Source organism: Shewanella sp. SM95 (genome assembly GCF_025653595.1).
In the GTDB taxonomy this organism is placed as follows: Bacteria; Pseudomonadota; Gammaproteobacteria; order Enterobacterales; family Shewanellaceae; genus Shewanella; species Shewanella oncorhynchi.
The window spans coordinates 81,577-108,456 of sequence record NZ_JAKKSE010000005.1 but is presented as its reverse complement, the minus strand read 5'-3'; the positions used below and the strand labels follow the sequence as shown (position 1 = coordinate 108,456).

Genomic DNA, 26,880 nt, shown 5'->3' with positions numbered 1-26,880 from the left:
GTCGCCTCTTAATCATATAAATCATCAAACTGATATTTACTCGGGTTTGATCAACTCAAAATGTTGATATGCTCGTGCGGTTGCAATACGGCCGCGGGGCGTGCGTTGGATAAAGCCTTGCTGGATCAAAAAGGGTTCTAGCACATCTTCAATGGTTTCGCGTTCTTCGCCTATGGCTGCGGCTAAGTTATCGAGTCCAACTGGGCCACCCATAAACTTATCGATAATGGCGAGTAGTAACTTGCGGTCCATGTAATCGAAACCTTCATTATCGACATCCAGCAAGTCTAGTGCATGGTCGGCAACAAACTTAGTGACAGCGCCATCATGCTTCACCTGCGCGTAATCCCGCACGCGGCGAAGCAGTCGGTTAGCTATCCGCGGTGTACCACGTGAACGGCGTGCGATTTCAAATGCACCTTCAGCATCAATATCCAGTTCCATCACCTGCGCCGAACGCGTGACTATGGTGCTTAAATCTTTGATATTATAGAATTCAAGCCGTAGCGGGATCCCAAAACGCGCCCGAAGTGGTGAAGTCAAAGCCCCTGCCCGTGTTGTCGCCCCCACTAGAGTGAACGGCGGTAAATCAAGCTTGATAGAGCGCGCTGCCGGCCCTTCACCTATCATGATATCCAGCTGATAATCTTCCATCGCTGGATACAAAATCTCCTCCACCACAGGGCTTAATCGGTGGATTTCATCGATGAATAACACATCACCGGATTCGAGATTGGTCAAAAGTGCGGCGAGATCGCCCGCTTTTTCCAGCACAGGCCCAGAGGTGGATTTAATGTTCACCCCCATCTCGTTCGCAACAATCATGGCTAAGGTGGTTTTACCCAATCCCGGCGGACCGTAAATCAACATATGATCTAAGGCTTCATTACGATTCTTTGCCGCTTGAATAAACACCTTAAGCTGTGCCCGAGTGTCATCTTGACCCGTGTATTCATCGAGCATTTTAGGGCGCATCGCCCTGTCGATGGATTCATCTTGAGCTTGGATCTGCGGCTGGATGAGTCTGTCTGCCTCAATCATTATTATTCCTTATCGCAGCTTTCATCTTAATTATCATCATTGTTCAATTAAAGCATCGATTTAAGGGCGGCTTTGATCAGAGTTTCTGAATCCATGCCCTCTTTGTAGGCTGCAGAAACCGATTTGCTCGCCTGCGGTGGTTTATAACCCAGCGAAATTAAAGCTGAAATAGCATCTTCTTCGGCGCTATTGACTGTCGGTGCGGGTGAGTAATTGGATTGCAGCACGAACTCACGCTCTGAGCCTGCTGAGGCTTCCATCAAGCTCTTGAGCTTATCGCGCATTTCTACCAGTAACCGCTCGGCGGTCTTCTTACCAACACCAGGTAATTTCACTAAGGTCACTATGTCATCGCGCTCAACGCAGCCCACAAATTCTCCGGCTGTCATGCCTGATAAAATGGTCAGTGCGAGCTTGGGACCGACACCATTGGTCTTGATCAGTAAGCGAAATAACGCCCTTTCCTGCTTAGTGATAAAACCATAGAGTAGCTGTGCATCTTCACGTACCACAAAGTGGGTGTAGACCATAGTTTCATGATTAACTTCAGGCAGCTCATAAAAGCTAGTAAGCGGCATCTGTAACTCGTAACCAACACCATTAACATCGATCAAAATTTCTGGTGCTTGTTTCTCAACGAGCACGCCCCGTAAACGACCTATCATCTGTACCGTCCGTATGTTCTTGCCGTTGCCCGGCCACTCAATGCAATTAAACTCTGGCTGGTGTGATAATGACACACAGCAACTCCGAGTGCATCTGCGGCGTCAGCTTGTGGGGCTGCGGGTAATTTAAGTAGTTGTTGGATCATGTGTTGTACTTGGGCTTTCTGTGCTCGCCCCGTACCCACGACTGCGCTCTTAATTTGAGTCGCACTGTATTCGGCCACAGGTAAATTGGCGACTGTGGCAGCAACAATGGCCGCGCCGCGTGCTTGGCCTAACTTGAGCGCAGAATCGGCATTTTTTGCCATAAATACCCGTTCAATCGCAAATTCGTCCGGTTGATACTGACGAATAATTTCAGTGATCCCATCAAATATTTGCTTAAGCCTGCCAGGAAGCTCTTCAGACGAAGTGCGAATACAGCCACTGCCGAGGTAAATCTGATGCCGTCCCTGACATTGGATCACGCCGTAGCCGGTGATCCGTGAACCTGGGTCAACACCTAAAATAATTGCCATTTAATGCCTTATATGGGATCTGAATGTTCGTCTCAGTTCCTGGATTAGCGAGTGTCCTACGTTAGCGTGTGCGAACTGAAATTGGTCTAGATTGACGCCCAAATCCAGCTCACAGTTAATCTAACCTAGGCTTGCCATCACGTCATCGGAGATTTCCGCATTATGATACACCTCTTGCACATCATCGTGATCTTCAAGGGTGTCGATAAGGCGCATAAATTTTTCGGCGGTTTCTAGATCAAGCTCAGCTTTCGTCGAGGCTATCATCGCGATTTCGGCATTATCCGCCACAAAATGGGCGTTATCGAGCGCCTCTTTCACCGTATAGAAATCAACGGGATCAGTAAAAACATCCACAGCACCATCATCATAGCTGACAATATCTTCCGCGCCCGCTTCAAGCGCCGCTTCCATCAATGCATCTTCATCAGTTCCCGGCGCATAGGATAACACCCCACGCTTAGTGAACAGATAAGAAACCGACCCATCCGTGCCTAAGTTACCGCCCGATTTACTAAACGCATTACGTACACCACTCACAGTACGATTACGATTGTCCGTCATGGTTTCAACCATCACAGCGGTGCCGCCTGGGCCATAACCTTCATAGAGAATGGTTTCGAGTTGCTGGCCTTCTAATTCACCGGCGCCGCGTTTAATCGCACGCTCAACCGTGTCTCGGGTCATATTGCCACCAAGGGCTTTATCGATGGCGACACGTAATCGTGGATTAGAGTCGGGATCTGAGCCACCTTCACGGGCTGCAACGGTTAACTCGCGAATGAATTTAGTAAAGAGTTTACCGCGTTTAGCATCTTGAGCCGCTTTACGGTGCTTAATGTTGGCCCATTTACTGTGACCTGCCATGGGAAGTCTCCTCTACTTAGGTATCATCTAGGTGCCATCGCAAAGCTTATCAAGAGCCGAAGGTGGAATAAGACTAAATAACGGCTATTTACTTAAAGGATTGAACTAACAGATATTGATAAGCGGTGGAATGACGGTTCACTAAAACAAACCGAGGCTCATGCCTCGGTTTTCGGTACGACTAAAAATAACTGATAAGGACTAATGCTAATAGACTAACGCCAATCGACTAATGCCAATCGCCTTTCACAAAACGAGTTACACAACGTCGACTTGAATAAGATCAATTTGCATAAGATCAATTTACAAAAGCCCTGTTACGAAAGATCAGTCTTCCGTTTTAACGGCTTTCTCAACCACGGCAATGCCAAGTTCAGCTAACTGCTGCGGATTTGCAAATCCTGGCGCGTTAGTCAGCGGACAAGCGGCAGTGGTGGTTTTAGGGAACGCCATCACATCGCGGATTGAGCTTGCGCCCGTCATCAGCATGATGATGCGGTCTAAACCAAACGCTAAACCTGCATGTGGCGGTGTGCCGTAACGCAGCGCTTCTAACAGGAAGCCGAATTTCTCTTTAGCTTCATCGTCAGTAATACCCAGAATACGGAATACCGCAGACTGCATTTCTTGGTTGTGGATACGCACTGAACCACCGCCTAATTCGCAGCCGTTTAATACCATATCGTAAGCATCAGAAACGCGATTTGCTGGGTTAGCTTCAAGTTCAGCTGCCGTTACGCCGCGCGGTGCGGTGAACGGATGGTGAACCGCGTGGAAGTTGCCGTTGATTTTCTCAAACATTGGGAAGTCAACTACCCACAGTGGACGCCATTCACCTTGTAATAAGCTGAAATCTTCGCCCGCTTTAAGACGCAGTGCGCCCATAGATTCGGCAACCACAGTCGCCTGATCTGCACCAAACAGGATAATGTCACCGGTTTGCGCGCCAGTGCGGCTCACGATTTCATTGACTATGCTTTCGTTTAAGAATTTCAGCACCGGTGATTGAATGCCTTCTAAGCCAAGGCTTAGGTCATTAATCTTCATCCACGCTAAGCCTTTAGCACCATAGATGCCAACAAATTTAGTGTAATCATCGATTTGCTTACGAGACAGCGCAGCGCCGCCCGGAATACGCAGTGCAGCAACACGGCCTTCTTCATCGTTCGCAGGACCAGAGAATACCGCAAATTCGACTTCTTTGAGTAAATCGGCAATGTCCACCAGCTCTAATGGGTTACGTAAATCTGGCTTATCTGAACCAAAACGACGCATCGCTTCGTTGTAAGTCATGCGCGGGAATTCGCCGAGATCGACGTTCAGCATTTCAAGGAACAGACCACGCATCATCTCTTCGGTTTTCGCCATCACTTGCTCAGAGCTCATGAAAGACGTTTCGATATCGATTTGGGTGAATTCTGGCTGACGGTCGGCACGTAAGTCTTCATCACGGAAGCATTTTACGATTTGATAGTAACGATCAAAGCCTGACATCATCAGCAACTGTTTAAACAACTGTGGTGATTGTGGCAAGGCAAAGAACTGACCTTTATAAGTACGGCTTGGTACTAAATAATCGCGGGCACCTTCTGGGGTTGCCTTGGTCAGGATCGGGGTTTCGATGTCTAAGAAACCGTTTGAGTCGAGGAAACGACGCACAGAACTGGTCACTTTAGCGCGGAAAATTAATCGCTGCGCCATTTCTGGACGACGTAAATCTAAGTAACGATACTTAAGACGTTGCTCTTCGCTGTTGTTCTGGTAGTTATCCATGCTCAATGGCAGTGGATCGGCAGCGTTGATGATAGTCAAAGCTTGGCCTAAGACTTCAATCTCACCCGTCTTCATTTGACCATTGACTTGGCTATCAGGACGGGCACGAACTAAGCCTTTGACCTGAACGCAAAATTCGGCGCGCAGCGTGCTAGCGACATTGAACACCTCAGGTAAGTCTGGATCATAGACCACTTGGATGAGACCTTCTCTGTCTCTTAAATCTAAAAAGACAACGCCACCCAAATCACGGCTACGATTAACCCAACCTACCAAGGTAACTTCTTGTCCAACGTGAGACTTATTGACGTCTCCACAATAATGACTGCGCATCTAACTCTATCCTTTATCCGGAAACCGGTGCTTTGGAAATAATCAAAACGAGATAAAAGCGGCATTATAGTAAAATAATGCCGATTACCAAAGTACTTCACACTTAGGCGGTGAAGTATCAAACAGTTTTACGCCCTTGACTAGAGGCGAACGCACTATCTGAGCATGAGCGTTCAAAAAAACATCAAGCTGAGCGATAACAACGCCCGCCGCTACTTTTTGCTTGGTACATCAGCTGATCGGCTTTTTTCAACAAACCTATCGCTGTGTCACCATCGCGGGGGTAAATCACCACGCCGATACTAACGGCTATGCTGACACTGACGCCTTGAATAAGCAAAGGGCTCGACAGTGCCTGTAGAATATTATCAGCAACTTGGGTAACGGCATCGAGATCTTGCACACGATTTAGCAGGATAACAAACTCATCGCCGCCAAATCGCGCCACGGTATCTGATCCACGGATAACCTTGGTTAACTTTTGGGCGACCAGTACCAGTAATTCATCGCCAATGGGATGACCGTGTTGGTCATTGATTTGTTTAAAACCATCGAGATCGATGAATAACAAAGCGAAATGTGCCTGTTCTCTGCGATGAGATAGCAAAGCTTGGGTTAGTCTGTCATCAAGTAAGGCACGATTGGGCAACTGAGTTAAAGCATCATGATTAGCCACATGCAACAAACGTTTTTCTGCCACCAATCGCTGGGTGATCTCACGATTTAAGCGACGATTCACTAACAAAACAGCCACCATCACTAAGCACAAGATTATCACGCCAAACACGATATAACGCAGCCATTGCAGATATTTAGCACTCTCTGTCGCCACAGAAAATGACACCCAGCGCGTATATATTTTTTGCTGATGTTGAGCGTCAATCAAGGCTAAGGCTTTGTTAATCAGCGGAACCAGCGGCGCAAATTGAGGATAAACACCAATATGACTATGCTGATCGGCGAGATCACTGAGCAGCGACATTTTCAGTGTCGGATAGTGGCTGGTTTTAAGCTCAGAAGCTAAAGTCACCACTTTATCGATAAACACATCCGCATTGCCATTCGTCACGGCCGCTAATCCGGCCTGCGTATTTGGCACTATGACTAACTTGAGCGAAGGCTCCAGACTCATCAATTGCGCCACTAAATGATATCCCTCAACCACAGCCACCCTTTGACCTGCGAGCTGAGCAATATTAAAAACCGAGACTTGTTCCAGTTGCGACACTAAGGCCCACGGCGATGGCCAATAGGCTTCACTAAACGCTAAACGCTGCTGACGCTCCGCCGTTTGCGCGACACTGCCGGCTAAACTCACCTCGCCCTTTTGCAACGCCTCGATTAACGAATGCCAATCATCAAAGGCAACGGGCGTGAGCTTAAGTTTGAGTTGTTCCTTGAGCAATTTGACGATATCGCTATTGATCCCCGCAAACTCACCCTGTTCATCCATAAACTCCATCGGTGGCCATTGCTTTAAATAACCGACTTTGAGTTCGCCTACACTTTCCACATAGGCCTGTTCTGCGGGGCTTAGGCTGACATGGCGCTCAGCTTGGGTAAAAACATGATCTTTAGGATTGAGCATCCATTTATGTTCAATCTCAGCAAATTCTTGATTGCTAATACTGTTAAACCCATTGGCTATCCTCTGTGTAAGGCCAGCATCATCGCTACGGGTCAGCACATAAATGTTGGTGCTAAATTCGAGATCAGGATACTGGCTAAAGTCAGACCAGCCTTTATTGAGCAGTAAATAATGGGATGTCCATGCACCCGCGGCGATAAAACCGACAACTTCTCCAGACCTCGCCCCCGCCACCATGGCATCCATACTGTCGTAATAACGCAGTGACACTTGGGGTAAGGCTTTACGCAAATCCACCAAATAAGGCGCTGTCGGCACCACACCAATACGTTTACCTTTTAAGCTGTCTAAATCGGTTAACTGTTGCTGATAGAGAAAGAGTCGACTCTTCACTGTATATAAATGCCAAGCCTGAGTAAGGCCCGTTTTAACATCATCACTTTCAGGATAACCTATATGGGCATCGGCGAGACCACGACGAACATCATCCACACTGGAGTTCATATCGCCAGAAATAAAATCAACGGCGATACCCGTTTTCTCGGACCACAATTGCCACATGTCCACATACAAGCCATGGGGTAAACCATCGGCCCCTAAGTCCACAAAAGGCTCGGCGCCCAGTTGCATGGAAATAACAATCCCAGCTTGTTGACGTTGGTAGCCAAGCCATCGTCGCTCCGTTTGTTGGATAAAGTGCGGATCGAGCGCGGTGAAACCTTTATTGATCCTATCAACTAAATCGAGATTGCCCTTTTTGACTGCAGGAACAAATTGCATCGCCTTAATTTGGATACGCGCCGTATTGGGATAATTCGCGGCAACCTCTTGGGATGAAGCCGGATCTTTCAAATAACCTTCTAAGCCCGCAAACACCATAATCTCGCCGGCTGCGACCCCAGCGAGTAATTTCTCACGACTTTCGTAACGTTTAAACACGAGCTGAGGTTCGATACGGTGCAATTCTGCTTCGTGGGATGAAGCCGCCACCACACCAATTTGAAAGGGAATGAGTTCTTTAATGGATTTTTTGCCCTGCAGGGATTTATGCAGATACAAAAAGGTACCAACATCGGCGATGGGCACAGTAAAGTCGAACTCTTGCTCACGCTCTGGAGTTTTCCCCATGCCGATATGCACTTGCGCCTTACCTTGCCGCAGTTGATCAAGGGACTCGTGCCAGTGGCGCGCCACAAAAACCACTTTGGTATGGCTTTGTTTCGCCCACTCTTTCCATAAATCGACCAGTAGTCCGGTCGGCTCACCGTCGTTGTCGACATATTGATAGGGAAAGCTATCTTCACCCATAACCACAATTAATGGCTCGTCGGGCAATGGAGTTGCCAGCCCTGTTATGCTCAAAAAACAGCTGCATAAGATCACGATTAAGTGGATCACAAACTTCAAGTTGAGCCCTTAGTACTTGATGTACATGTAACGATTTTGTTATCTATGGCGTATTAGACAAAAATTTATCGCAAATTACCAGTATGAGACTTGCTGCTAATCGCTCTGATTCGTTAAAATGCACAGTTGAATTCCCATGAAAAATCTCAGATGAACGTTTCTCAAGACACTATCTACGCTCAAGCGAGCGAGCATATTAGCGATTTCCAGTTTGATAACCGTGTAGCAGGGGTGTTCAGTGACATGATCCGCCGCTCAGTGCCTGGATATACGCAAATTATCAATACCATAGGCGATTTTGCAGATCGTTTCGTCATGCCAAATACTCAAATTTACGATTTGGGTTGCTCACTCGGTGCCGCGACCTTAAGTATTCGTCGCCAAATCCAAGGCCGCCAATGTCGCATTATTGCTGTAGATAACAGTGAATCTATGGTCGCACGCTGCCAAGAGAACCTGAATGCCTATGTCAGCGATACAGACGTCGATCTGGTTTGCGGTGATATTCGCGATATCGATATTAAAAATGCGTCATTGGTGGTACTCAATTTTACATTGCAGTTTTTACCGCCAGAAGACAGAGAAACCCTGATAGCAAAGATTTATCAAGGTCTGAATCCCGGCGGGATATTAGTGCTGTCAGAAAAAATTCGCTTCGAAGATGCTCCTATCCAAACCTTATTGGAAGAGCAACATTTGGACTTTAAACGCGCTAATGGTTACAGCGAACTTGAGATCAGCCAAAAACGCAGTGCGCTGGAAAATGTCATGAAGCCAGACACCTTAACCACGCATCAACAACGACTCACCAGCCAAGGCTTTAGTCACTTTAGTCTCTGGTTCCAATGCTTTAACTTTGCTTCTATGGTGGCCATCAAGTGATCAGCTTTAGCTCGTTTTACCAACAAATCGCCGATTCGAATCTACAACACTGGCTCGAAACCCTGCCGAGCATTTTAGGCAAGTGGCAACGAGATCATAAACACGGCAACCTGCCAAAGTGGGAAAAAGTGCTCAACAAGCTGCACTATCCTGCACCAGATCAAATAGATTTTATCGATAGCGTGACCGTCGGTAGCGGCGAGCAACTCAGCCCTGGTGAAAAAGAGAAGCTAGAAAACCTGCTGCGCCTTTTTATGCCATGGCGTAAAGGCCCCTTCCACATTCATGGCATCCATATCGATACCGAATGGCGCAGTGACTGGAAATGGGACCGCGTTAAGCAACATATTTCGCCGCTGAAAAACCGCACTGTGCTCGATGTCGGTTGTGGCAGTGGTTATCACATGTGGCGCATGTTGGGCTCAGGTGCCAAACGTGTCGTTGGTATCGACCCTTCGCCGTTGTTTTTATGTCAGTTTGAAGCCATCAAACGTTTAGCGGGCACACATCATCCTGTGCACTTGTTGCCTCTTGGCATTGAAGAGCTGCCACCGCTCGATGCATTTGACACGGTTTTCTCCATGGGCGTTTTGTATCACAGACGTTCGCCTATCGATCACTTGTTACAGCTGCGTGATCAATTGCGCACCGGTGGTGAGCTCGTGCTAGAAACCTTGGTGATAGATGGCGACGAAAATGCCGTACTCGTGCCTCAAGATAGATATGGCAAAATGAATAATGTATGGTTCATTCCGTCCGTTGCCGCGCTCATGCTATGGTTAAAAAAGTGTGATTTCACTGATATCCGTTGTGTCGATACCGATGTCACAGCCCTTGCTGAGCAACGCCGTACCGACTGGATGCCTAACGAGTCACTGGTTGAATACTTAGATCCTAACGACATCACCAAAACGGTTGAAGGTTATCCTGCGCCAAAACGTGCCACGATTATCGCAGTGAAAAATCAACCTAATCAGGATTTAAACTAACCTTTTCAGTCTGAAGTAAGCGAATATCAGTCATTGCGTCCTCAGGGTTTGAGTTGGTAATGGCTGATATCAAAAGCCGAAAGATCACCATTCATCTAGTTAATCTGGAATATGTAAGTGTTCAGCAGCTCAGTGTAACTCCTTCCTTGAATAGCAATACATTTGCGACTCCCACCCTTATCGTTGACATCCAGAACAGAACAGGGTTTCATGCATAACAATGACTTGAAGCTAACTCAATTGGATACTAAGTCAAAGTTAACTCATTCCATCACAGATGCAGAACACATAACCCATGTTAAAACCCACTTTACTGGTTAGCCTGTTTGGCTTGAGCCTTTATGTTACGAATGCCGCCTATGCGGCGCCAAGCCCTGTTCCCCTTTTAGTTGAACAATGCCTGCGTTTGCCAAGTATTAATCTCGCGACTGTGTTCGCCAATGCGCGTTTAACGGCATCTGAATTAACCTTGGCCCAGCGCGCGCTTATTTTTGAGCAACAGATGTTAGGGCTTAATAATATCAACGACAGACTCAACTATTACCGTGGGTTTAACTTACCGAGTGAAGAGCGCGAAGGTTTACTGCAATGCCAGTTACACCTCGCCGACACCCTGTCGCAACTTCTCAGCCAAGCAGAATTTAGCCAACTCGCCTACGCCTTAGCCCAAGGCAATACAGAACAAATACTGCTGAGCCAACAGCTTAAACAGTTACTACAACAGCATTGGAGCGCCGAGGAAAAAGCGAAATTACATACAGCGCAAGCCAGCATAGGCCAAGGGTTAGGCAGCCAGCAATTTAGTCTTGCCTTCAATGACAGCCAATGCCAACCCGAAGCGACTCAGCAGCAACATCATCTGCATAAAAAAGGTGATAAAAGTGATGAGCCGAAGCCCGACAATTCAAAGCAGAGCGACTTTTCTGGCACTATCGCCAGTTACTTACTGACGCAGGAAAACGCCGTATGTCGCCAAAATGTATGGCAGGCCTACCAAGTCAGAGCCAGTGAAACCAATCAAACGGCATTAGAGCGAATTGCTGAGCAGCGCCAACAAGCCGCCACTGCTGCAGGCTTTACCGATTACAGCGCATTAGTGCTTAGTTCGCAGCAGTTATCGTCCCCTGAATTAGTCAAAGCTTTTCTTGATAGCCAAACCCAAGATCTGCAAGTGGCTCCCTGGGATATTGGGCGAACCCTGTCACAACAAGCATCAGCCAAGGGGCCGACATGGCAAACTTCTGACGTCTTGAGTCGCAGCTTTACTTATCTGCAAGTGTTTGGTTTACACTTTGAGACCATAGAAACCGCTAAGGTCGAGAAAATACCTGCCGATCCCAATCGGCCGCATATCATCAGGGTCTACCACCAGCAAAGATTGTTAGGTGAAATCTATGTGGCGTACAACCCAAATCCACAGCAAGGTAGTCAACAGCAAACATTGCGTCAAAGTGTACTCGGCCAGCAATTTGGACAACAAGCGTTGGATCTCAAACCACAGCTGAGTAACTACAAAGACATTGAGCAATTAACCGAATCCATCGCAGAGGCTGTCACTTCCCTTGCTAAAGCGAGCCATTTCTACCTCAACAATGCCATGGGACAGAGTCAAGATAGCTATTTTGTGGCGAGCCTCTGGTTAGCTGAAGTGCTACGCCATCAACTATTTCCGCAATTTGAGCACACCTATTTACAGGAGCGTGAAACACTGGCTAAAGCTTATTCGAAGCAGCTTAAAGTCTTTCGCGCTAAGGTTGCAGTCAACTTTTACCAAAACTCAAGTGCACAAGTCTATCTGGATCTCGGTGCGGAGTTTAATGCGAGCTTTGGCCAAGACTGGCCACAAACACAAGATTATCCTTATAGCTTCAATGCTATCGCCAACGAAGGACCGCTCTACTACCAATCACTCTGGCAAGTATCGCTAGCCCAGCTAATAGCTCAATCCACATTCAACTGCCAAGACAAACTAAAATTATTCAATGTATTAGTCATCAATGAAGACGCTTTAAGCTTCAGTGACCAATTAAAAGTGGTCATTGGCTCTCCCGTTGATAGTGCTGCACTGATCCAAAGAATTTCAAATAGCACCGCTTCAGAACATGCTGACAACTCCAACAATCAAGCTTTCGACGCAACAGGTTCTTGTGCGTTTTAAGTGTTAATGCTTAGGATGTGTTTGTGACTCGCTCGGGCGCAAACACAGCTAATCGTCATGATTCGCCTCTCTATCACCTTAATAACTTAGCGCGACATAGTTAGCTGTATGTCGTGAAAACGACTGACTCTATGATATTTAATTGAAAAAGTCGTAAGAAGTGGCCACTATAAGCCCCAATCTATCGTTTTTTTGAGATTATAATGACTCGAGCTAAATCTACCTTAGAACAATGGCGTATTTTGCAAGCGGTGGTCGATTTTGGCGGCTACGCCCAAGCGGCCGAAAAACTCAACAAGAGTCAATCGTCACTTAACCATGCCGTTGCCAAATTACAGCATCAGTTAGGTATCGAGCTACTCGAAGTCAAAGGCCGTAAAGCCTATCTCACCCCGCAGGGCGAAGTGCTGCTGCGCCGCTCACGGCATGTCACCCAAGCCGTCAATGAGTTAGAACAACTTGCGAGTAATCTCGAACAAGGGTGGGAGCCGACACTCACGATTGCCCGTGAAATTATCTATCCGATGGAAAGCTTAGTGTGCGCCCTCAATGCGTTTCTGCCCCACAGTCGTGGCACTCGAATCATAATGCTGGACTCAGTGATCACCGGCACTCAAGAGCTCATTCAGCAGAGTAAAGTCGATATTGCTATCTGTGCAGGGGTGCCGCCTAAAGGGTATTTATCCGAACCCTTATGTGAACAAGAACTCTACCTCGTCTGTCATCCAAATCATCCACTCGCTGATTTAGGCACAATTGAAGACGATAAACTATTGGCACAATATTTACAGTTAGTGATTAAAGATACTGGTGTACAATCCAACATTGATATCGGCTGGCTCAAAGCAGAGCAGCGCTGGACAGTCTCTAACTTCCATGAAGCTAAAGTCATTTTAAATCAAGGTATTGGTTTCTGTTGGATCCCCTCTTTCTTAGTCCAAGAAGAATTGGCTTCGGGTAATCTAGTACGTTTACATCTTGAGGGTAGCCAAAAACGTCGCATCATGTTGAGCTTAGTTATCCCTAATAGGGATCAACAAGGGCCTGCATCAAAACTGCTTGCTTCCTTGATTTTAAAACAGCATGGAATTGAAACGACGAATAGTCATTAACAGCAAGATACCAAACGAGTTATCAATTCGAGTGAGCAAAACGATAAGTGCTAACTGCTGATTAAATGGTTAGTTCTTAGTGGTACTGAGAAGTTGTTTCGAAAAAGATGATGAACAGCGAATCATGGGAATAGTTAAAGCCTAATCTTACACACTAAAGTCGACATAGCGCGCTTGTTGATCACCCAAATATTGCGACTGAATAAATCCCGTCTCCTGTAAAAGGTCATCCTTCACATATAACTCGCTCTGCAAAGACACATTCGTATTCGCGCTAGCACTGATATTTGAAGACTGCTCATTTACATCGTTTGCGGACAAAACATCCGTAGATTGCAAATTGCTAGGGAGCTCATTTGAAGATGCCAGATACGAAGACTGAATATTGGCTTGCGACGTCATATCGACACGAGCTGAAGGTCCAGCACTGGCTTGTGCAACCGCGGCATAATAACGGCTTGCAGCACTATCGGATCTTGAGATAAAACCCGTCGCTAAATCCGCTGAAGTTGAAGCTTCTCCAAATGCTAAAGTTGCGGTCGGTGGCTCAATCGTTTCCACTGTGGTCGATGTAGTGACTGAGTCACTGATATCAGAAGAGGTTTTCGAACCCGTATCAATGACTCTCGTGTTGACCGTTTGCGCTTCGATCGCTTGTTTTAGCTTATCAAGCGCAGTAGAGGCTGGGGTGAATACAGCCTCTTGGGGCTGAACAATATTACCTGACTCATCAACATCTCCCGTCACCACAGGTGTATGTTTTTCTAACGGTGGCAACTCTTTGATTTGAGCATCCGCGTCTATTAATGTTTGAGCCGTTTGCAAGTCAACAATTTGTTTTTGTCGCTCCTCTGCCAGCATCACCTTAGCTTCATTCATTTTTTGCAAGGCTTCCGCGGCAACACGGATATCCGCTGATGACGGGTCAACAGGAGCCATTGCTGCGGCATAAACTTGCTTCATTTTGTTTATCGTTGCAAGCGGGTCGCCTCCCACAGGAGAGACATCAATCTGCACTTCGCCATCGGTGGCGTAACGTTGGCCATCAGCACCCTTTTCATACTTAAAACTCGGGCTCTGAGCGTATTGTCCTCCGACGGTTGCGTGGGCATGCTCATGGGCTTTAACCTCTGAATCTCGAGTTTTAAGTTCATCGACTTGCTGTTGCTGTTGAGCCTGTACATTTTCTTGGGCTTGTATCTCTTGTTCCTGAGCCTGCTGAACCAGTGATTGCTGCTTTGCCTCTTCCGCTGCTGCTATTTGCTGTTTCCGCGATTCTTCTTCCTGTACTTGCTTTTCAAGCTGATTATCATTTGGGGCAAAGACAGCAGCTAAGACTTGTTGACTATCATCTGGATTAGACGCTGTCGCAGGAGCATCTACAGGACCAGCTTGAGCCTGAGCTTCACCGAAAACTTGAGTAAATTGCTCTAACACAGTCGGTTGAGCAACATCATTGCTAGCTGATTGATCTACGGCTTGCGCAGGGTTTGACTGACCAACAGGACCTGCACTCGTTGCTATACTCTTATTTACAGCACTGTTGATTACAGAATCGGACGCAGTGGGATCAAGTAACGCAGATCCAGTAAAGACAGTTTGTGGTCCAAACACTGCAGCTAAATCAGGCATTATTGGAGAAACATCACCCGTGCTAGATGGATTGAAAGCAGGAATATCAGTACCAGTAGTGCCAATTGATGGACTCAGAGGCGTAAAAATATCAACGGGAATATTGCTCGTTACACTGAGATTTGGACTTATTGTAGCCAAGGAATTTACCCCAAGTCCGCTATTACTCGTACCCGCGACTGGCGAAAATACCTGAGTAGAAATAGGTGCCGCAATCTGTCCCCCGCGTACACCAGAAATGGATCTTGGTCCTGTTAACAAACTAAAACTCGCATCGGCATGTAAGCTAGCTCGATCATTTAACGTATTTACCTGAGGATTGCTCCTTGGCGTTGGTACGGAAAAAGGATCGATCTTGGGTGCTTGGCTTGCACCATTCAGTACAGGAAGTACAGATGCAGCAGTTGATGAAACAGCACTAGAAGCAGCAAAAGACACATTCGGTGATGAGTGGAGATATTGGGAAACGTTAGCAGCTAATGAAGTAATAGGCGTGGCTTGAACTGGAGCAAATGAAGTTCCAGTTACCTGTAGTTCATGGACACCACTCGCTTCAAGTTTTGCGGAGCCTGCTTGAGCGCTGGCTCCTTGATAAGTGCTATTAGCTTGACTCTGGATTAGGCTCTGGCTTTGAGTCTGGCTTAGATTCGAGTTTAGCGTCTTATCATGTGCCGAAAATGAAGAGGATGGCGCTCCAACCTTAGGTGATAGCGCCACAACCGACATGATATTTACACCTTAATATTAATGATCGAACCTATCGTTTCAGAATCAGTTTCAATCACCTCTGTAGAGGCTTCACCTTGTCTTAATGACTCATTTGCCGCCAATAATGCCGAGGTTTTATCGGGCTGAGCAACATCTCTGGCAGGCTCTGCCGGAGATGCACTTTGAGTCGGTGTAGGTTTAGCCACATCTATTGTTGCTTGAGTGAGCCCAGATTGAGCACTTTGCAAGCCTTGCAGACCGGATGAATAAGCAGATTGGATTTGCATAACGGTATTCCTGCACGCTGTGATTAATGGGTCAATTATTGACCAATCACCTGCAAAAGTACAGGTTTTATCCGCATTCTCACCATTTATTTACGGTCTTATTTATCCTGTGATCCAATTGGCTTCCCAATCCTTAAATACGGGATTAAAACCCTGCCGTTGCATCTGTTCGATGACTTGCTCGACGCTGCGATCATCGCTTATCTCAAATTGATCGAGTTGACTGTCGGGTGCTTGATAGCCGCCCGGTTGTGTCGAACTACCCGCACTGATTTGAGTAATTCCAAGTGGCAAAAGATTATCCCTCAGCTCAGGGCTTTCCCTTGTCGACATACTGATATCAAGCTGATGATTAAAAAGTCTAAATGCACAAATCATTTGTACTAAACCTAAATCCGATAGCATAACTTTTGGGGTGATCCCGCCAGTACAAGGCCTTAACCTTGGCAGCGAAATACTAAAGCGGGTGCGCCAATAGCGCCGCTCTAAATAGTCGAGATGATATCCCATCATTAACGCATCTAAACGCCAATCATCCAGCCCCAGTAATACCCCAAGACCAATTTTATCAACGCCCGCCGCCGCAACTCTGTCCGGTGTTGCTAAACGATAGGTAAAATCCATTTTTTTACCTCGGGAATGGTGACGAGCATAAGTCTCGGGTTGATAGGTCTCCTGATAAATCATCACAGCATCTAAACCTAGCGCGACTAACTGGCGATAATGGTCCTCACTCATGGGCTGGACCTCCATCGCCACATGGCTAAATTGCTGCTTTACCAGCGGCAACATTTGCGTGAAATAATCGATACCAACCTTAGTTTCATGCTCACCCGACACCAGTAAAACAGAATCGAAACCCCTATCTTTGATAATGGCCATTTCGGCCATCAACTCCAGCTCATTCAAGGTCTTGCGTTTGAGTTTGTTACTCATGCTAAAGCCACAGTAATCACAATCATTAGCGCACAGATTCGAGACGTATAGCGGTAAATACATGCCCAGATTCGCGCCAAATCGCTGCCGCGTAAGCGCCGCAGAGTGCTGCGCCATGGTTTCGATATAAGGTTCCGCCGCAGGTGATAACAAGGCCAGTAAGCTGCGCAAATCCCCTGCTGGACTCACTAACGCCCGTTCGACATCTTGGGCTGTGCAAGAATACAAATCGAGTAACAGTTTATCCCGTGGGATGTTGGCAAATTCCGCTACAAAACTCATTGATTTAAAAATCCTGTCAGAGGACTGGTCTGTACCGCGCCCGTTTGTACTCGGCCAAGCCCAGCTTCAAAGGCCCGTCTGCCGCATTGCACCGCCTCTTTAAAGCACTCGGCCATCACTATCGGCGACGCGCTGCTGGCGATGGCGGTGTTGACGAGCACAGCATCGGCGCCCAGCTCCATTGCCCGCGCAGCCTGTGAAGGTGCGCCAATGCCAGCGTCAATCACCACTGGCACCCGCGCCTGCTCTATGATGATTTTTAAAAAGCTTTCAGTGACTAAACCTTGATTACTGCCAATCGGACTCGCCAGTGGCATAACAGCAGCGCAGCCCACCTCTTCCAAGCGGCGACAGAGCACAGGATCGGCATGCACATAGGGCATCACGATAAAACCTTTATCACAGAGAATCTTGGCCGCTGCTAAGGTTTCAATTGCATCGGGCATCAGGTACTTAGGATCGGGGTGGATTTCGAGCTTAATCCAATGAGTTCCCAGCATTTCACGGGCAAGCTCAGCCGCAAACACCGCTTCCTTGGCGTTTCTCGCCCCCGAAGTGTTAGGCAATAGCCGTACACCCGCTTGACGTAACGGCGTGAGTAAATCATCAAGCCCCATTTTAAAATCAATTCTTTTCATCGCAATAGTTACTAATTGCGATTTCGAGGCCATTATCGCCTCGATCATCATTTGGCTATTACTGAACTTTCCCGTTCCTGTAAATAACCGCGACTCAAACTCCACATCAGCAATCTTTAACATATTAGCCTCCCGCCACTGCTGAAAAAAGTTCTAATTTATCTTCATGTTGGCAGAGAATAGATTGCCAGCGGTTGCGCGGAACCACCTCAGCATTCAACACGATAGCAACCGAATCGAGGGCTATATCTTGCGCGAGGATCACCGCCGCGAGTGACGTCGGTTCAGATAACGACTGCGGGATATTGTTTATGTGAATTAAAATCATATCAAACCTCAAGACTATCTTTATTTGATGATAGATAAGCCCCTTTGGGACAACACACGTCACAATGGGGATCCCGCGTTAATGCAGCTGCTGTCCATGAAAGCGATTTAGCGTCAAAGCGCCAAAAACGCCCCAACAAGGCATTTTTCGGTTCATCACCACAGCTATTCACACTCAGCAAGAGTTGCATTGCCACCAAAGATTGCATTGACGCCATCACGCCTACGCTGGGGCCGAGTACACCTTGTGTACTGCAGCTCTGCGACACTCTCGTCTGTGCGGGGAAAATACAGTGATAGCAACCGCCAGAAGGGAGCTGCACTTGATCGACCGCAAACAATTGACCGCTAAATGCTGCGATTGATGCACTGACTAAAGGCAAAGCAGCTTCGATACAGCAGCGATTAATAGATTGGCGAGTCGCAAAGTTATCTGTGCAGTCAAGCACAAGTAATCTTTTACCCTGTTGTTTTAATTGTAAAACCTCAGCGAAGTGATGAGCTGATGTCTCAGTACTAAATGCTGTTTCATGGGCAGTAACAGTGCAATGTGGCGCTAAGCCTTTGAGCTTTTGCTTGGCAACTCGGGCCTTATTGAGTCCAATGTCGGCATCGTTGAATAACAATTGTCTTGGCAGATTTGATACTTCAACCTTATCCATATCGATTAAGGTTAAGTTGCCAACACCTGCACAGGCCAAATATTGCGCCGCCAATTGCCCTAAGCCGCCAAGACCGATAATCGCGACACAGGCATCGGCCAATTGCAATTGCCCTGCCTCACCCACTTCTGGCAATAAGACTTGCCGAGAATAACGCATGAAATCTGAATCACTGAGTGTATGAGCGCTTTGTGTACCGTCGCAAAGAACCTCTGCGTGAGAAAGCGGTTGGTTTTTACTCATGCTTAGCAACCAACTCATGCTTTACAGCCAGTTCTTCAGACAAGCTACATTGCTCCCAAGCTTGGCTCAACTCTGCAAATGCTGCGACTGGATCCTGAGCCTCGGTTATTGCGCGCACCACAGCAATATTGCCGACCCCAGTGGCTTTCACCTTTGCCAGATTAGCTAAGTCGATGCCGCCAATGGCGACCAAGGGATAGTGGTCTTGGAGTAACGCCACATAATGTTTAAGTTTTGCGAGCCCTTGGGGCGCCGAAGGCATTTGCTTCGTCGTGGTTGAGAATATATGCCCAAGCGCTATGTAGGATGGCGAGTATTGATGCGCCAGTAGCAACTCAAAATAACTGTGGCTGGATAGACCTAGCGCGAGCCCCGCGGCTTGGATGGCCGCTAAGTCGGTAACGGCGAGATCTTCTTGGCCTAAATGTACCCCAAAGGCATGGTATTTTATCGCTAACTTCCAGTGATCATTGATAAAAAGCTGCGCATTAAAATGCTTACCTAAGGCAATGGCCGTTTGAATTTTTGCCTCTAATTCAGAGCCAATTAACTCAGGTTCGCCTGACTTAGATTTGCCTGACTCACATCTACCTAGCGCAGACTTACCTAAATCAGATTCGGTTAACGCTGCAGCAGTTGACCCGCTGGTATCGGTTTTTATCCGTAACTGCACGATTTTAACGCCCGCAACTAACAAACTTTCCAGCATGGTTAAATCACTCACCACGGGATAAACACCAAGATCAGCATCGAGAATTTTAAAACCGTGGGATAAGATGTATTGCGGCAGCGTCGAGGCTATTCTTACCTGAGCGGTTGCCTGATCTGTTGCAGATAAAACTGTTGCAACTAAATCACTTCTAATATCAAGGTGTTGGTTGAGTTGATGACTAATAAAATTGCCATCACACAGCCTTATCTTTGCATAGCGGGACAAGTCATTGGGCCACCCCGTACGGGCCAACGGCCCTGGACCTTGCCCTAAACCAATCGCCGCGCTTAAGCCTTGACTCACATAGGCTTTGGCAACCACCACCGCATCTTGCAATACAAAACCTTGCGCTAACACGGCGGCAATGGCCGATGACAAAGTACAGCCGCTACCATGGTTATGACGGGTATTAACCCGCGGGCTTGCCAACCAGAAACGCCCATTTTGATGCAGTTTAGAGCTCGCGCGCACGTGATGGCAAACCAGATAATCCTCGGCAAGCCCATGATCCCAGCCGTTGCTATCGAGAGTGCTAACATGAACGTTAGCCTGAGTTTGAGCATGAGTGTTATCGTGAGTTTTAGCATGAGTATCATCAAGAATATCAGTGCTGCCAAAGCTCACATCGCCCCCTTTAGCGAGCACACTGCAATCTAAACTCTGGGATAAAGCCTGTGCTGCAGCAACGAACTGCGATTTGGTCGAAACATCACTGTTAGTTAACCGCCCAAGTTCAAGCACATTGGGCGTGATAAGTTCGATTAAACCTTTGAAAGGCCTAAAATCTAAGGCTGATTTAGCCGTACTTTTTATATCCTGACAGTTATCTACTGCTAATGCATCGCCACAACTGGCGACCATCACAGGATCGACAATCACAGGCACAGATGGATAGTGGATTTTAAAACTCGCGATCCAATCTGCCAGCAATGCCACTTGAGTTTGATCTGCCAGTAAGCCGATTTTAATTGCTTTGGGTGGCAAGTCTGAAAGCAAAGTCGTCAGCTGAGCCATTAACATCGCCGCTGATACGGGCTCGACTAAAGTGACTGCTACTGAGCTTTGCGCCGTCACAGTGGTGATCACGCAGCAACCGTGACAGCCCAAATCTTGAATTGTCGCCAAGTCCGCCTGAATACCGGCACCGCCGCCGCTGTCTGAACCGGCTATGGTCCAAACAAATGCGGGGCGAGCGGTATTCATGGGCGAATTACCCCCATGAATACCCAGCATCATTAGGCTTCCTCTGCTTCGGCGACAAGCTTGTCTTTCACGTGATAGATCTCGGCGCCCGAAGCAGCAAATTGTGCCGATTTTAGCGCCATTGCCGCTTCCAACTCCTGCGGCGTCTTGACTGTGACTTGCATGGCTTGGTCAGCAGCTTCAACTTGATCCGCCTTCGCTTGTGCCGCCTCTAAGCCAGCGGCATAGGCGCGCACATCTTGGGTGATTTTCATCGAACAAAATTTAGGGCCGCACATAGAGCAAAAATGCGCGACTTTAGCCGATTCCTGCGGTAAAGATTCATCGTGGTAAGCACGCGCGGTTTCAGGATCGAGTCCTAAATTATATTGATCTTCCCAGCGGAATTCGAAACGCGCCTTTGCCAGCGCATTATCACGAATTTGCGCACTCGGATGACCTTTGGCCACATCGGCGGCGTGGGCAGCAATCTTATAAGCAATCAAACCTTGCTTAACATCTTGTTTATTCGGTAATCCTAAGTGTTCTTTTGGTGTTACATAACACAACATGGCGCAGCCGTACCAAGCTATCATGGCCGCGCCTATGCCGGAGGTGAAATGATCATACCCAGGTGCAATATCGGTGATTTGTGGGCCAAGGGTGTAAAACGGCGCCTCGTCGCAGTGAACTAACTGCTTGTCCATGTTCTCTTTAATGAGCTGCATCGGGATATGTCCCGGCCCTTCGATAATGGTTTGTACGTCGTATTCCCACGCGATTTTGACTAGCTCACCTAAGGTTTCAAGCTCTGCAAACTGGGCGGCATCATTAGCGTCGGCAATCGAGCCTGGACGCATACCATCACCTAAGGACAGGGATACATCGTAGGCGACGCAAAGCTCACAGATCTCACGAAAATGGCTGTAGAGGAAGTTTTCCTTATGATGGCTCAAGCACCATTTGGCCATGATTGAACCACCGCGGGAAACGATCCCAGTAACGCGTTTAGCCGTCATCGGCACATAACGTAGCAGTACACCAGCATGAATCGTAAAGTAATCAACACCTTGCTCAGCTTGTTCAATTAAGGTATCGCGGAACACTTCCCAGGTTAAATCTTCTGCCACGCCGTTCACTTTCTCCAGCGCTTGATAAATCGGCACTGTGCCAATGGGCACTGGCGAGTTACGGATGATCCACTCGCGGGTTTCGTGGATATAACGACCCGTGGATAAATCCATGACAGTATCCGCGCCCCAACGGGTAGACCAGACGAGCTTTTCCACTTCTTCCTCGATGGAAGACGTCACCGCAGAATTACCGATATTGGCGTTCACTTTCACCAGAAAATTACGCCCGATGATCATAGGTTCGGCTTCGGGATGGTTAATATTCAGCGGAATAATCGCGCGGCCACGGGCAACTTCGGCGCGGACAAATTCGGCGGTAATCGGTTCACCAACTAAGGCACCAAAGGCTTCGCCCTTGGCTTTACGATTGAGGATTTCATCCTGTACTTCGGCGAGAGCCATATTCTCGCGGATCGCCACATATTCCATTTCGGGAGTGATAATCCCTTGACGGGCATAGTGTAATTGACTGACGCGTTTGCCCTGCAGCGCTCTGCGTGGGCGGACAATCGCACTCGAACCCGCCTCAAAACGCAGATGGTCTAAACCGTCATCGGCGAGCCTTTGTTGGGTAAAATCCGATGTAGCGCAGGGTAATTGCTCTGTATCGTTGCGGGCTAGGATCCAGTTTTGTCTTAATTTACCAAGGCCGAGGCGCACATTGATGTCGGCCTCAGGATCGGAATAAGGTCCGGCGCAATCATACACGCGGATTGGCGGATTTTTTTCCATGATAGGCGCATCATCTGTACCGCCCACCAGCGTATCCGTCTGCATAATTTGTCGCATACCAACGCGAATATCGGCACTAGAGCCTTCGAGGTAAATCTTTTGTGAATTAGGATGTTGCAGTGGCGCTAGCGTATCGATAAAGGCTTGGGCCTGCGCACGGGTTTCGCGGCGACTCGGCGCCTGAGGCACGATTGATTGACTAGACTCAGTCGATTTATTAGGGATTGTCGATTCTGGCGCTGTGATTTCTATCGCACTGGCAGCTACAGCTGGGTTTGGGTTTGAACTGGACATAAGCAATCTCACGTTAAAAAATAGAGTTGCTTGTCTGGAGAATTGAGTTGTTGATAGCTGGGCATGGCAATCAATTTTTGTGACCAACACTGGCTTCAAAAATTGAGTTACCCTGCTCAATAACAATTAAATCTAAACATTAAGGCTTAAAACACTGCTGAGTTAACAGGTGTTCAAGCTGTCTATTTTGGCGATTTAATGTGTGTTATTACGCTTGTTTCCTTCGCAGGTTTTAACCTGATCAGGTTCAACGGATCCCGAATAAACGGTCTCAGCCAAGAGGCACTCCGACAAGATGAGTGCGCAGTATAGACAGAAGCGGCAGCAACAAACAAGGAAAAAAGCAATTAAAAACCTTAACCACCAATCCAAAATAAAGATTCATAATTAATTGTTTTTAATTGATTAAATAAAATTAAACTAAAAAAGCTATAATTAGCATGAAAATAAATCATAAAAAAAGTCACTATTTATGGGGTTTGAGCATCATTTTGTTTAATCGAGATTGAATGGCATCATCAATAGCTTGATTGATTTTTTTGCCACTGCAGTTAATGGGAAAACCTAAATTTTCGGCGTTAGGATTAACTTGAGTGCCGACTTGTACCACGCGATAACAAGTATCCCCTTTACGCACAATACGATTTGGGTCTAAGGGTAAATCTAGACTCGTTGTGCCACCGAAATCATCGGCATTAGGGACAAATAGCACCTCCATCTCTGGGCTCATTTCACTCATATTCGATTTCCGGGTGAACTTATCGGCCTGTTCAATGACGAGAGCATCGAGCGCTTGCTCGCGCTGACGTTCAAAATATTGCTGGGTGAATAAACTCATGCTTGAGCTTGTCGCTATTGTGCTCTCACCTTCTGCTGCGGGTGAACTCTTAGCGCCAAGCTGCGGCTTTATTTCTGTGGTATCAAGCGTATTCGTTGGTTTTGTTGCCATCGTTTCAGTGGGTTGTTCATCACTTGGGGCAATTGATTGAGTTTTCTTTGATTGAGATTGGATCGATTGAGTGATGTTCGGTTTAACCGTATCTGGGTTCACTTTTTCTGACTCTACTTTTTCAGAGACGGCCTTTTCGGGTGCTATTGTTTCAGGCATGACCTTTTCAAGTATTGGCAGAGGCTTAACTTGAGTTGGAGGCGTGGGAACAGTTGCAGGCGTAACAGAACTTGTCGCTTCAGTCTTATCCTCGGCCCTTATCTCAGTTTCGGACTCTGAGGTTTCGGCTTTCTCTACCGCGGGAGCATAAATAAAGTATGCCTTGATCGCTGCCACTTTAGGACCACGGCTTTCTACTTCTTTCAATCCAAAGGGATTTAACTGCGGGCGCCACAACATGCAGATAAATAAAAATAAACACATATGCACTAAGATTACAAAAAATAACAGACTTAATCCTTTGAAATATGGCTGACGAGTACGTAACCCCAATCCTTGAGCACTAGTTTGTATCGTCCCAGACAGTTCAGGTTTGGATTCAGACTTAGGAACCAATTTATCTTGATGTTCAGCATGGATTTCTTGCAGTACGACATCTTGGGCTTGCTCTTGATATATAGCTTGAGTGTCATGCTCAGTGACTAAACGGCCTACACCGCTATTGAACGCTAATGGCTCCGCATTAGTAGTAAAAACAGGCGTTTGAGCAGCATCCAGTTCACCGAGGTGATGATCAAAGGCGATAAAAGTCTCACCTTCTGGCGATGTGACCGAAATCAGCAAAGCACTATTGGCATCATCTCCAATCGCTATCGCTGTAGGAGATGCTGTCAATAAAGGCGCGGCCTTGGGTTGATGTTGAAAAGGCAAAATCCATCCTTAGGTTTTGTATAGTATCCATTGATTTCAATGATGCTTAACGTGGAACGATTACACTCTAATTCAATATCAATCCAATATCGGGTTGGTGAATATTGAAAGCGAATTATCTATTGATTGTATTTACTTACGAGTGCTCAACGCAGATTAGAGGAGGCAAACAGAGCAAAGTTCAATGCGAATGCAACCTGCTACAAGCACAGCACTTTACGCTAGTGCTTGATAAGTCACTTGCCAGTTAAGACAAATAAGGCTGGGAATTGGGATCATAATCGCGCTAAATTGAATGTTAAATCTCACGTTTTGAAGCGAGTAGCATCATCAATGCGATGCGCTGATGGGAGTGCAAGACGGCGTTAAAAATCTAAAAGATGAAAAATAGAAGCCAACCATAAATTTAAGCTTACAAGTGTACGCTTAAATATGGTGATTTATTTTTCTAACTGATAGACTCAGTCATTATCATTTACGAGTGTGTATCTACCATGTCGAGTCAAAGTGTTACCGAACAGCCAAACACAGTTAAAAACCCGGTAAAATCTGGACCATATAGTATCAAAGAAGAGATCGCTAACAGTGTATCCCATGGCCTAGGTGTCATTGCGGGGATTGTGGCATTGGTGCTCATGCTGCTTAAAGGTCAAGATCACCTAACGCCAATTCAACTTACGGGCGTAACCATTTATGGTGCGAGCATCATAGTGCTTTTTTTATGCTCGACCTTATACCACAGCGTTAGCCATTCGGGCTGGAAACATAAACTTAAGATCGCCGATCACTGCGCAATTTACTGTTTGATTGCAGGAACTTACACACCTTTGATGCTGATAGGCTTACAGGGGACGCAATCGATAGTGATTTTAACGGCGATTTGGTCGCTTGCGATTGGTGGGATCCTATTTAAGACGCTATTTATACACAAATTCAAAAAGTTAAGTTTAGTCTTGTATCTCGCCATGGGTTGGTTATGTGTCACTGTGATGGGGGATTTAACGGCGGCAATGTCGGAACTGGGGTTTAATCTATTGATCTTAGGTGGCTTATTTTACACTTTAGGTGTTGTGTTCTACGTCGGGAAACGCATTCCATTTAACCATGCCATTTGGCATTTGTTTGTGCTTGGCGGTGCCATGAGTCACTTTCTGTGTATATATCTGACTGTTATTTAAATGATTATGATTTAACTGATGGTGATTTAACTGATGGTGATTTAACTGATGGTGATTTAACTGGCTCTAATTTAAATGACTATGACTTAACAGATGGTGATTTCTCTGTGGGTCAAAGTTAAAAGTCGTTAATTATCTATTCAAGCACTTTCGTAGACGTTCTCTTAACACTCACAATCAAGTACGGCTATTCAACTCAGTAAACAGCGACGCTAATGCCGTCGCTTGTTCTGCTCTTCCACACTGGCGCCAAAGTGCAATAATGCATTCTGCGGTGCACAAGCCCCCTTCTTGCTGATTACGTCGTAATATAAAAGTGGATTCAGGCATAGGTGGCAAACTGATCCGTGCAGCCGTTTTAAGATAGGGACTCTGGCGCAGCATCTTACGCGCCTCCTGCCAAGTTGCATCTAAAATCACCACTTGGTTAGGCATTCGTTGTGCTGCTATGAGTGTAGAATGTGCAGGCGCTAACAAGGCTTGGGCGTTCGAGAGCACTGGCTCAGCTAAAACCGTATCTAAGGCATTATGATCAATGGGCCCAGTGTGCTCAGTATCACTTGCTGGAAACAACAGTTTAGCCTGCTGCGATGCCAACATAGCCACTAAATCGTTATCAGGTGCCGTTCTCGACCAGACGATGCTTTTCACCTCTTCAGGGAATGTGGCTAACGCGAGTTGGCCAGTATTCGTTTTGCGGGTTAACTCGCGCTCGTGGGTCAATAAAATAATCTGCATTGCCTTCCTTGCTGCGTCAAAAGAATGAGAAATGACATTAAACA

General features: G+C 46.8%; 22 protein-coding genes and 1 riboswitch. Of the genes, 6 read left to right on the top strand and 16 right to left on the bottom strand.

Annotation, left to right across the window (positions count from 1 at the left end; genetic code table 11):
- Nucleotides 1–36: 36 nt before the first annotated feature.
- The 6 genes from ruvB to L5M29_RS08545 form a co-directional block, all read right to left on the bottom strand.
- Nucleotides 37–1,041 carry a Holliday junction branch migration DNA helicase RuvB gene (ruvB, locus tag L5M29_RS08570; RefSeq protein ID WP_028759854.1) on the bottom strand — a complete coding sequence of 335 codons (1,005 nt, stop codon included), beginning with the start codon at nucleotides 1,039–1,041 and terminating at the stop codon, nucleotides 37–39.
- A 47-nt stretch (nucleotides 1,042–1,088) separates the two neighbouring features.
- Nucleotides 1,089–1,706, bottom strand: a complete 618-nt coding sequence (ruvA, locus tag L5M29_RS08565; protein ID WP_006081742.1) for a Holliday junction branch migration protein RuvA — start codon at nucleotides 1,704–1,706, stop codon at nucleotides 1,089–1,091.
- On the bottom strand, nucleotides 1,703–2,224 hold the full coding sequence (gene ruvC, locus L5M29_RS08560; protein ID WP_006081743.1) for a crossover junction endodeoxyribonuclease RuvC: 522 nt from the start codon (nucleotides 2,222–2,224) through the stop codon (nucleotides 1,703–1,705). Before ruvC ends, ruvA begins: the two co-directional genes overlap by 4 nt.
- Before the next feature lie 120 nt (nucleotides 2,225–2,344).
- Complete coding sequence (locus L5M29_RS08555) at nucleotides 2,345–3,091, bottom strand: YebC/PmpR family DNA-binding transcriptional regulator (protein WP_131524073.1); 747 nt, start codon at nucleotides 3,089–3,091, stop codon at nucleotides 2,345–2,347.
- Between the two features lie 327 nt (nucleotides 3,092–3,418).
- Nucleotides 3,419–5,197, bottom strand: coding sequence for an aspartate--tRNA ligase (gene aspS / locus L5M29_RS08550; protein WP_263167326.1), 1,779 nt, complete (start codon nucleotides 5,195–5,197; stop codon nucleotides 3,419–3,421).
- 184 nt (nucleotides 5,198–5,381) lie between these two features.
- Nucleotides 5,382–8,192, bottom strand: coding sequence for a transporter substrate-binding domain-containing protein (locus tag L5M29_RS08545; protein ID WP_263167324.1), 2,811 nt, complete (start codon nucleotides 8,190–8,192; stop codon nucleotides 5,382–5,384).
- A 150-nt stretch (nucleotides 8,193–8,342) separates the two neighbouring features.
- On the opposite strand from L5M29_RS08545, the gene cmoA reads away from it, so the two are divergent.
- From cmoA to L5M29_RS08525, 4 genes are all read left to right on the top strand, one after another.
- Nucleotides 8,343–9,074 (top strand): carboxy-S-adenosyl-L-methionine synthase CmoA, encoded by a 732-nt coding sequence (gene cmoA / locus L5M29_RS08540; protein WP_263167323.1) that lies wholly within the window; start codon nucleotides 8,343–8,345, stop codon nucleotides 9,072–9,074.
- Nucleotides 9,071–10,063 (top strand): tRNA 5-methoxyuridine(34)/uridine 5-oxyacetic acid(34) synthase CmoB, encoded by a 993-nt coding sequence (gene cmoB / locus L5M29_RS08535; RefSeq protein ID WP_263167321.1) that lies wholly within the window; start codon nucleotides 9,071–9,073, stop codon nucleotides 10,061–10,063. Before cmoA ends, cmoB begins: the two co-directional genes overlap by 4 nt.
- 295 nt (nucleotides 10,064–10,358) lie before the next feature.
- Entirely contained in the window at nucleotides 10,359–12,221 is a 1,863-nt protein-coding gene (locus tag L5M29_RS08530) for a M3 family metallopeptidase (protein WP_263167319.1), read from the top strand.
- A gap of 203 nt (nucleotides 12,222–12,424) precedes the next feature.
- Nucleotides 12,425–13,333, top strand: coding sequence for a LysR family transcriptional regulator (locus L5M29_RS08525; RefSeq protein WP_028759846.1), 909 nt, complete (start codon nucleotides 12,425–12,427; stop codon nucleotides 13,331–13,333).
- A gap of 147 nt (nucleotides 13,334–13,480) precedes the next feature.
- On the opposite strand, the gene L5M29_RS08520 is transcribed toward L5M29_RS08525, so the two are convergent.
- The 9 genes from L5M29_RS08520 to L5M29_RS08480 form a co-directional block, all read right to left on the bottom strand.
- Complete coding sequence (locus L5M29_RS08520; protein WP_263167317.1) at nucleotides 13,481–15,691, bottom strand: putative metalloprotease CJM1_0395 family protein; 2,211 nt, start codon at nucleotides 15,689–15,691, stop codon at nucleotides 13,481–13,483.
- Between the two features lie 5 nt (nucleotides 15,692–15,696).
- The gene (locus L5M29_RS08515) at nucleotides 15,697–15,960 is read right to left on the bottom strand and encodes a chemotaxis protein (protein WP_113940374.1); all 264 of its coding nucleotides are present in this window, start codon (nucleotides 15,958–15,960) and stop codon (nucleotides 15,697–15,699) included.
- A gap of 102 nt (nucleotides 15,961–16,062) precedes the next feature.
- Entirely contained in the window at nucleotides 16,063–17,178 is a 1,116-nt protein-coding gene (gene thiH, locus L5M29_RS08510; RefSeq protein ID WP_113940373.1) for a 2-iminoacetate synthase ThiH, read from the bottom strand.
- Nucleotides 17,175–17,939 (bottom strand): thiazole synthase, encoded by a 765-nt coding sequence (locus L5M29_RS08505; RefSeq protein WP_263167312.1) that lies wholly within the window; start codon nucleotides 17,937–17,939, stop codon nucleotides 17,175–17,177. Before L5M29_RS08505 ends, thiH begins: the two co-directional genes overlap by 4 nt.
- Nucleotide 17,940: 1 nt before the next feature.
- Complete coding sequence (thiS, locus tag L5M29_RS08500) at nucleotides 17,941–18,144, bottom strand: sulfur carrier protein ThiS (protein ID WP_131524081.1); 204 nt, start codon at nucleotides 18,142–18,144, stop codon at nucleotides 17,941–17,943.
- A 1-nt stretch (nucleotide 18,145) separates the two neighbouring features.
- Nucleotides 18,146–19,048, bottom strand: a complete 903-nt coding sequence (locus L5M29_RS08495; RefSeq protein ID WP_263167311.1) for a HesA/MoeB/ThiF family protein — start codon at nucleotides 19,046–19,048, stop codon at nucleotides 18,146–18,148.
- Entirely contained in the window at nucleotides 19,041–20,993 is a 1,953-nt protein-coding gene (locus L5M29_RS08490) for a bifunctional hydroxymethylpyrimidine kinase/phosphomethylpyrimidine kinase (protein ID WP_263167411.1), read from the bottom strand. Before L5M29_RS08490 ends, L5M29_RS08495 begins: the two co-directional genes overlap by 8 nt.
- Nucleotides 20,994–20,995: 2 nt before the next feature.
- A complete protein-coding gene (gene thiC / locus L5M29_RS08485) occupies nucleotides 20,996–23,101 on the bottom strand; it encodes a phosphomethylpyrimidine synthase ThiC (protein ID WP_263167309.1) in 2,106 nt (701 codons plus the stop codon).
- Nucleotides 23,102–23,302: 201 nt separating this feature from the next.
- Nucleotides 23,303–23,401, bottom strand: a riboswitch (TPP riboswitch).
- A 166-nt stretch (nucleotides 23,402–23,567) separates the two neighbouring features.
- Nucleotides 23,568–24,920 carry a hypothetical protein gene (locus L5M29_RS08480; RefSeq protein ID WP_263167307.1) on the bottom strand — a complete coding sequence of 451 codons (1,353 nt, stop codon included), beginning with the start codon at nucleotides 24,918–24,920 and terminating at the stop codon, nucleotides 23,568–23,570.
- A 494-nt stretch (nucleotides 24,921–25,414) separates the two neighbouring features.
- Between L5M29_RS08480 and trhA the strand changes: the two genes are divergently transcribed.
- Both trhA and L5M29_RS08470 read left to right on the top strand, forming a co-directional pair.
- On the top strand, nucleotides 25,415–26,098 hold the full coding sequence (gene trhA / locus L5M29_RS08475) for a PAQR family membrane homeostasis protein TrhA (protein ID WP_263167306.1): 684 nt from the start codon (nucleotides 25,415–25,417) through the stop codon (nucleotides 26,096–26,098).
- Nucleotides 26,074–26,220 carry a pentapeptide repeat-containing protein gene (locus L5M29_RS08470; protein ID WP_263167305.1) on the top strand — a complete coding sequence of 49 codons (147 nt, stop codon included), beginning with the start codon at nucleotides 26,074–26,076 and terminating at the stop codon, nucleotides 26,218–26,220. Before trhA ends, L5M29_RS08470 begins: the two co-directional genes overlap by 25 nt.
- Before the next feature lie 55 nt (nucleotides 26,221–26,275).
- On the opposite strand, the gene L5M29_RS08465 is transcribed toward L5M29_RS08470, so the two are convergent.
- The gene (locus tag L5M29_RS08465) at nucleotides 26,276–26,836 is read right to left on the bottom strand and encodes a tRNA-uridine aminocarboxypropyltransferase (protein WP_411569040.1); all 561 of its coding nucleotides are present in this window, start codon (nucleotides 26,834–26,836) and stop codon (nucleotides 26,276–26,278) included.
- Nucleotides 26,837–26,880 lie beyond the last annotated feature (44 nt).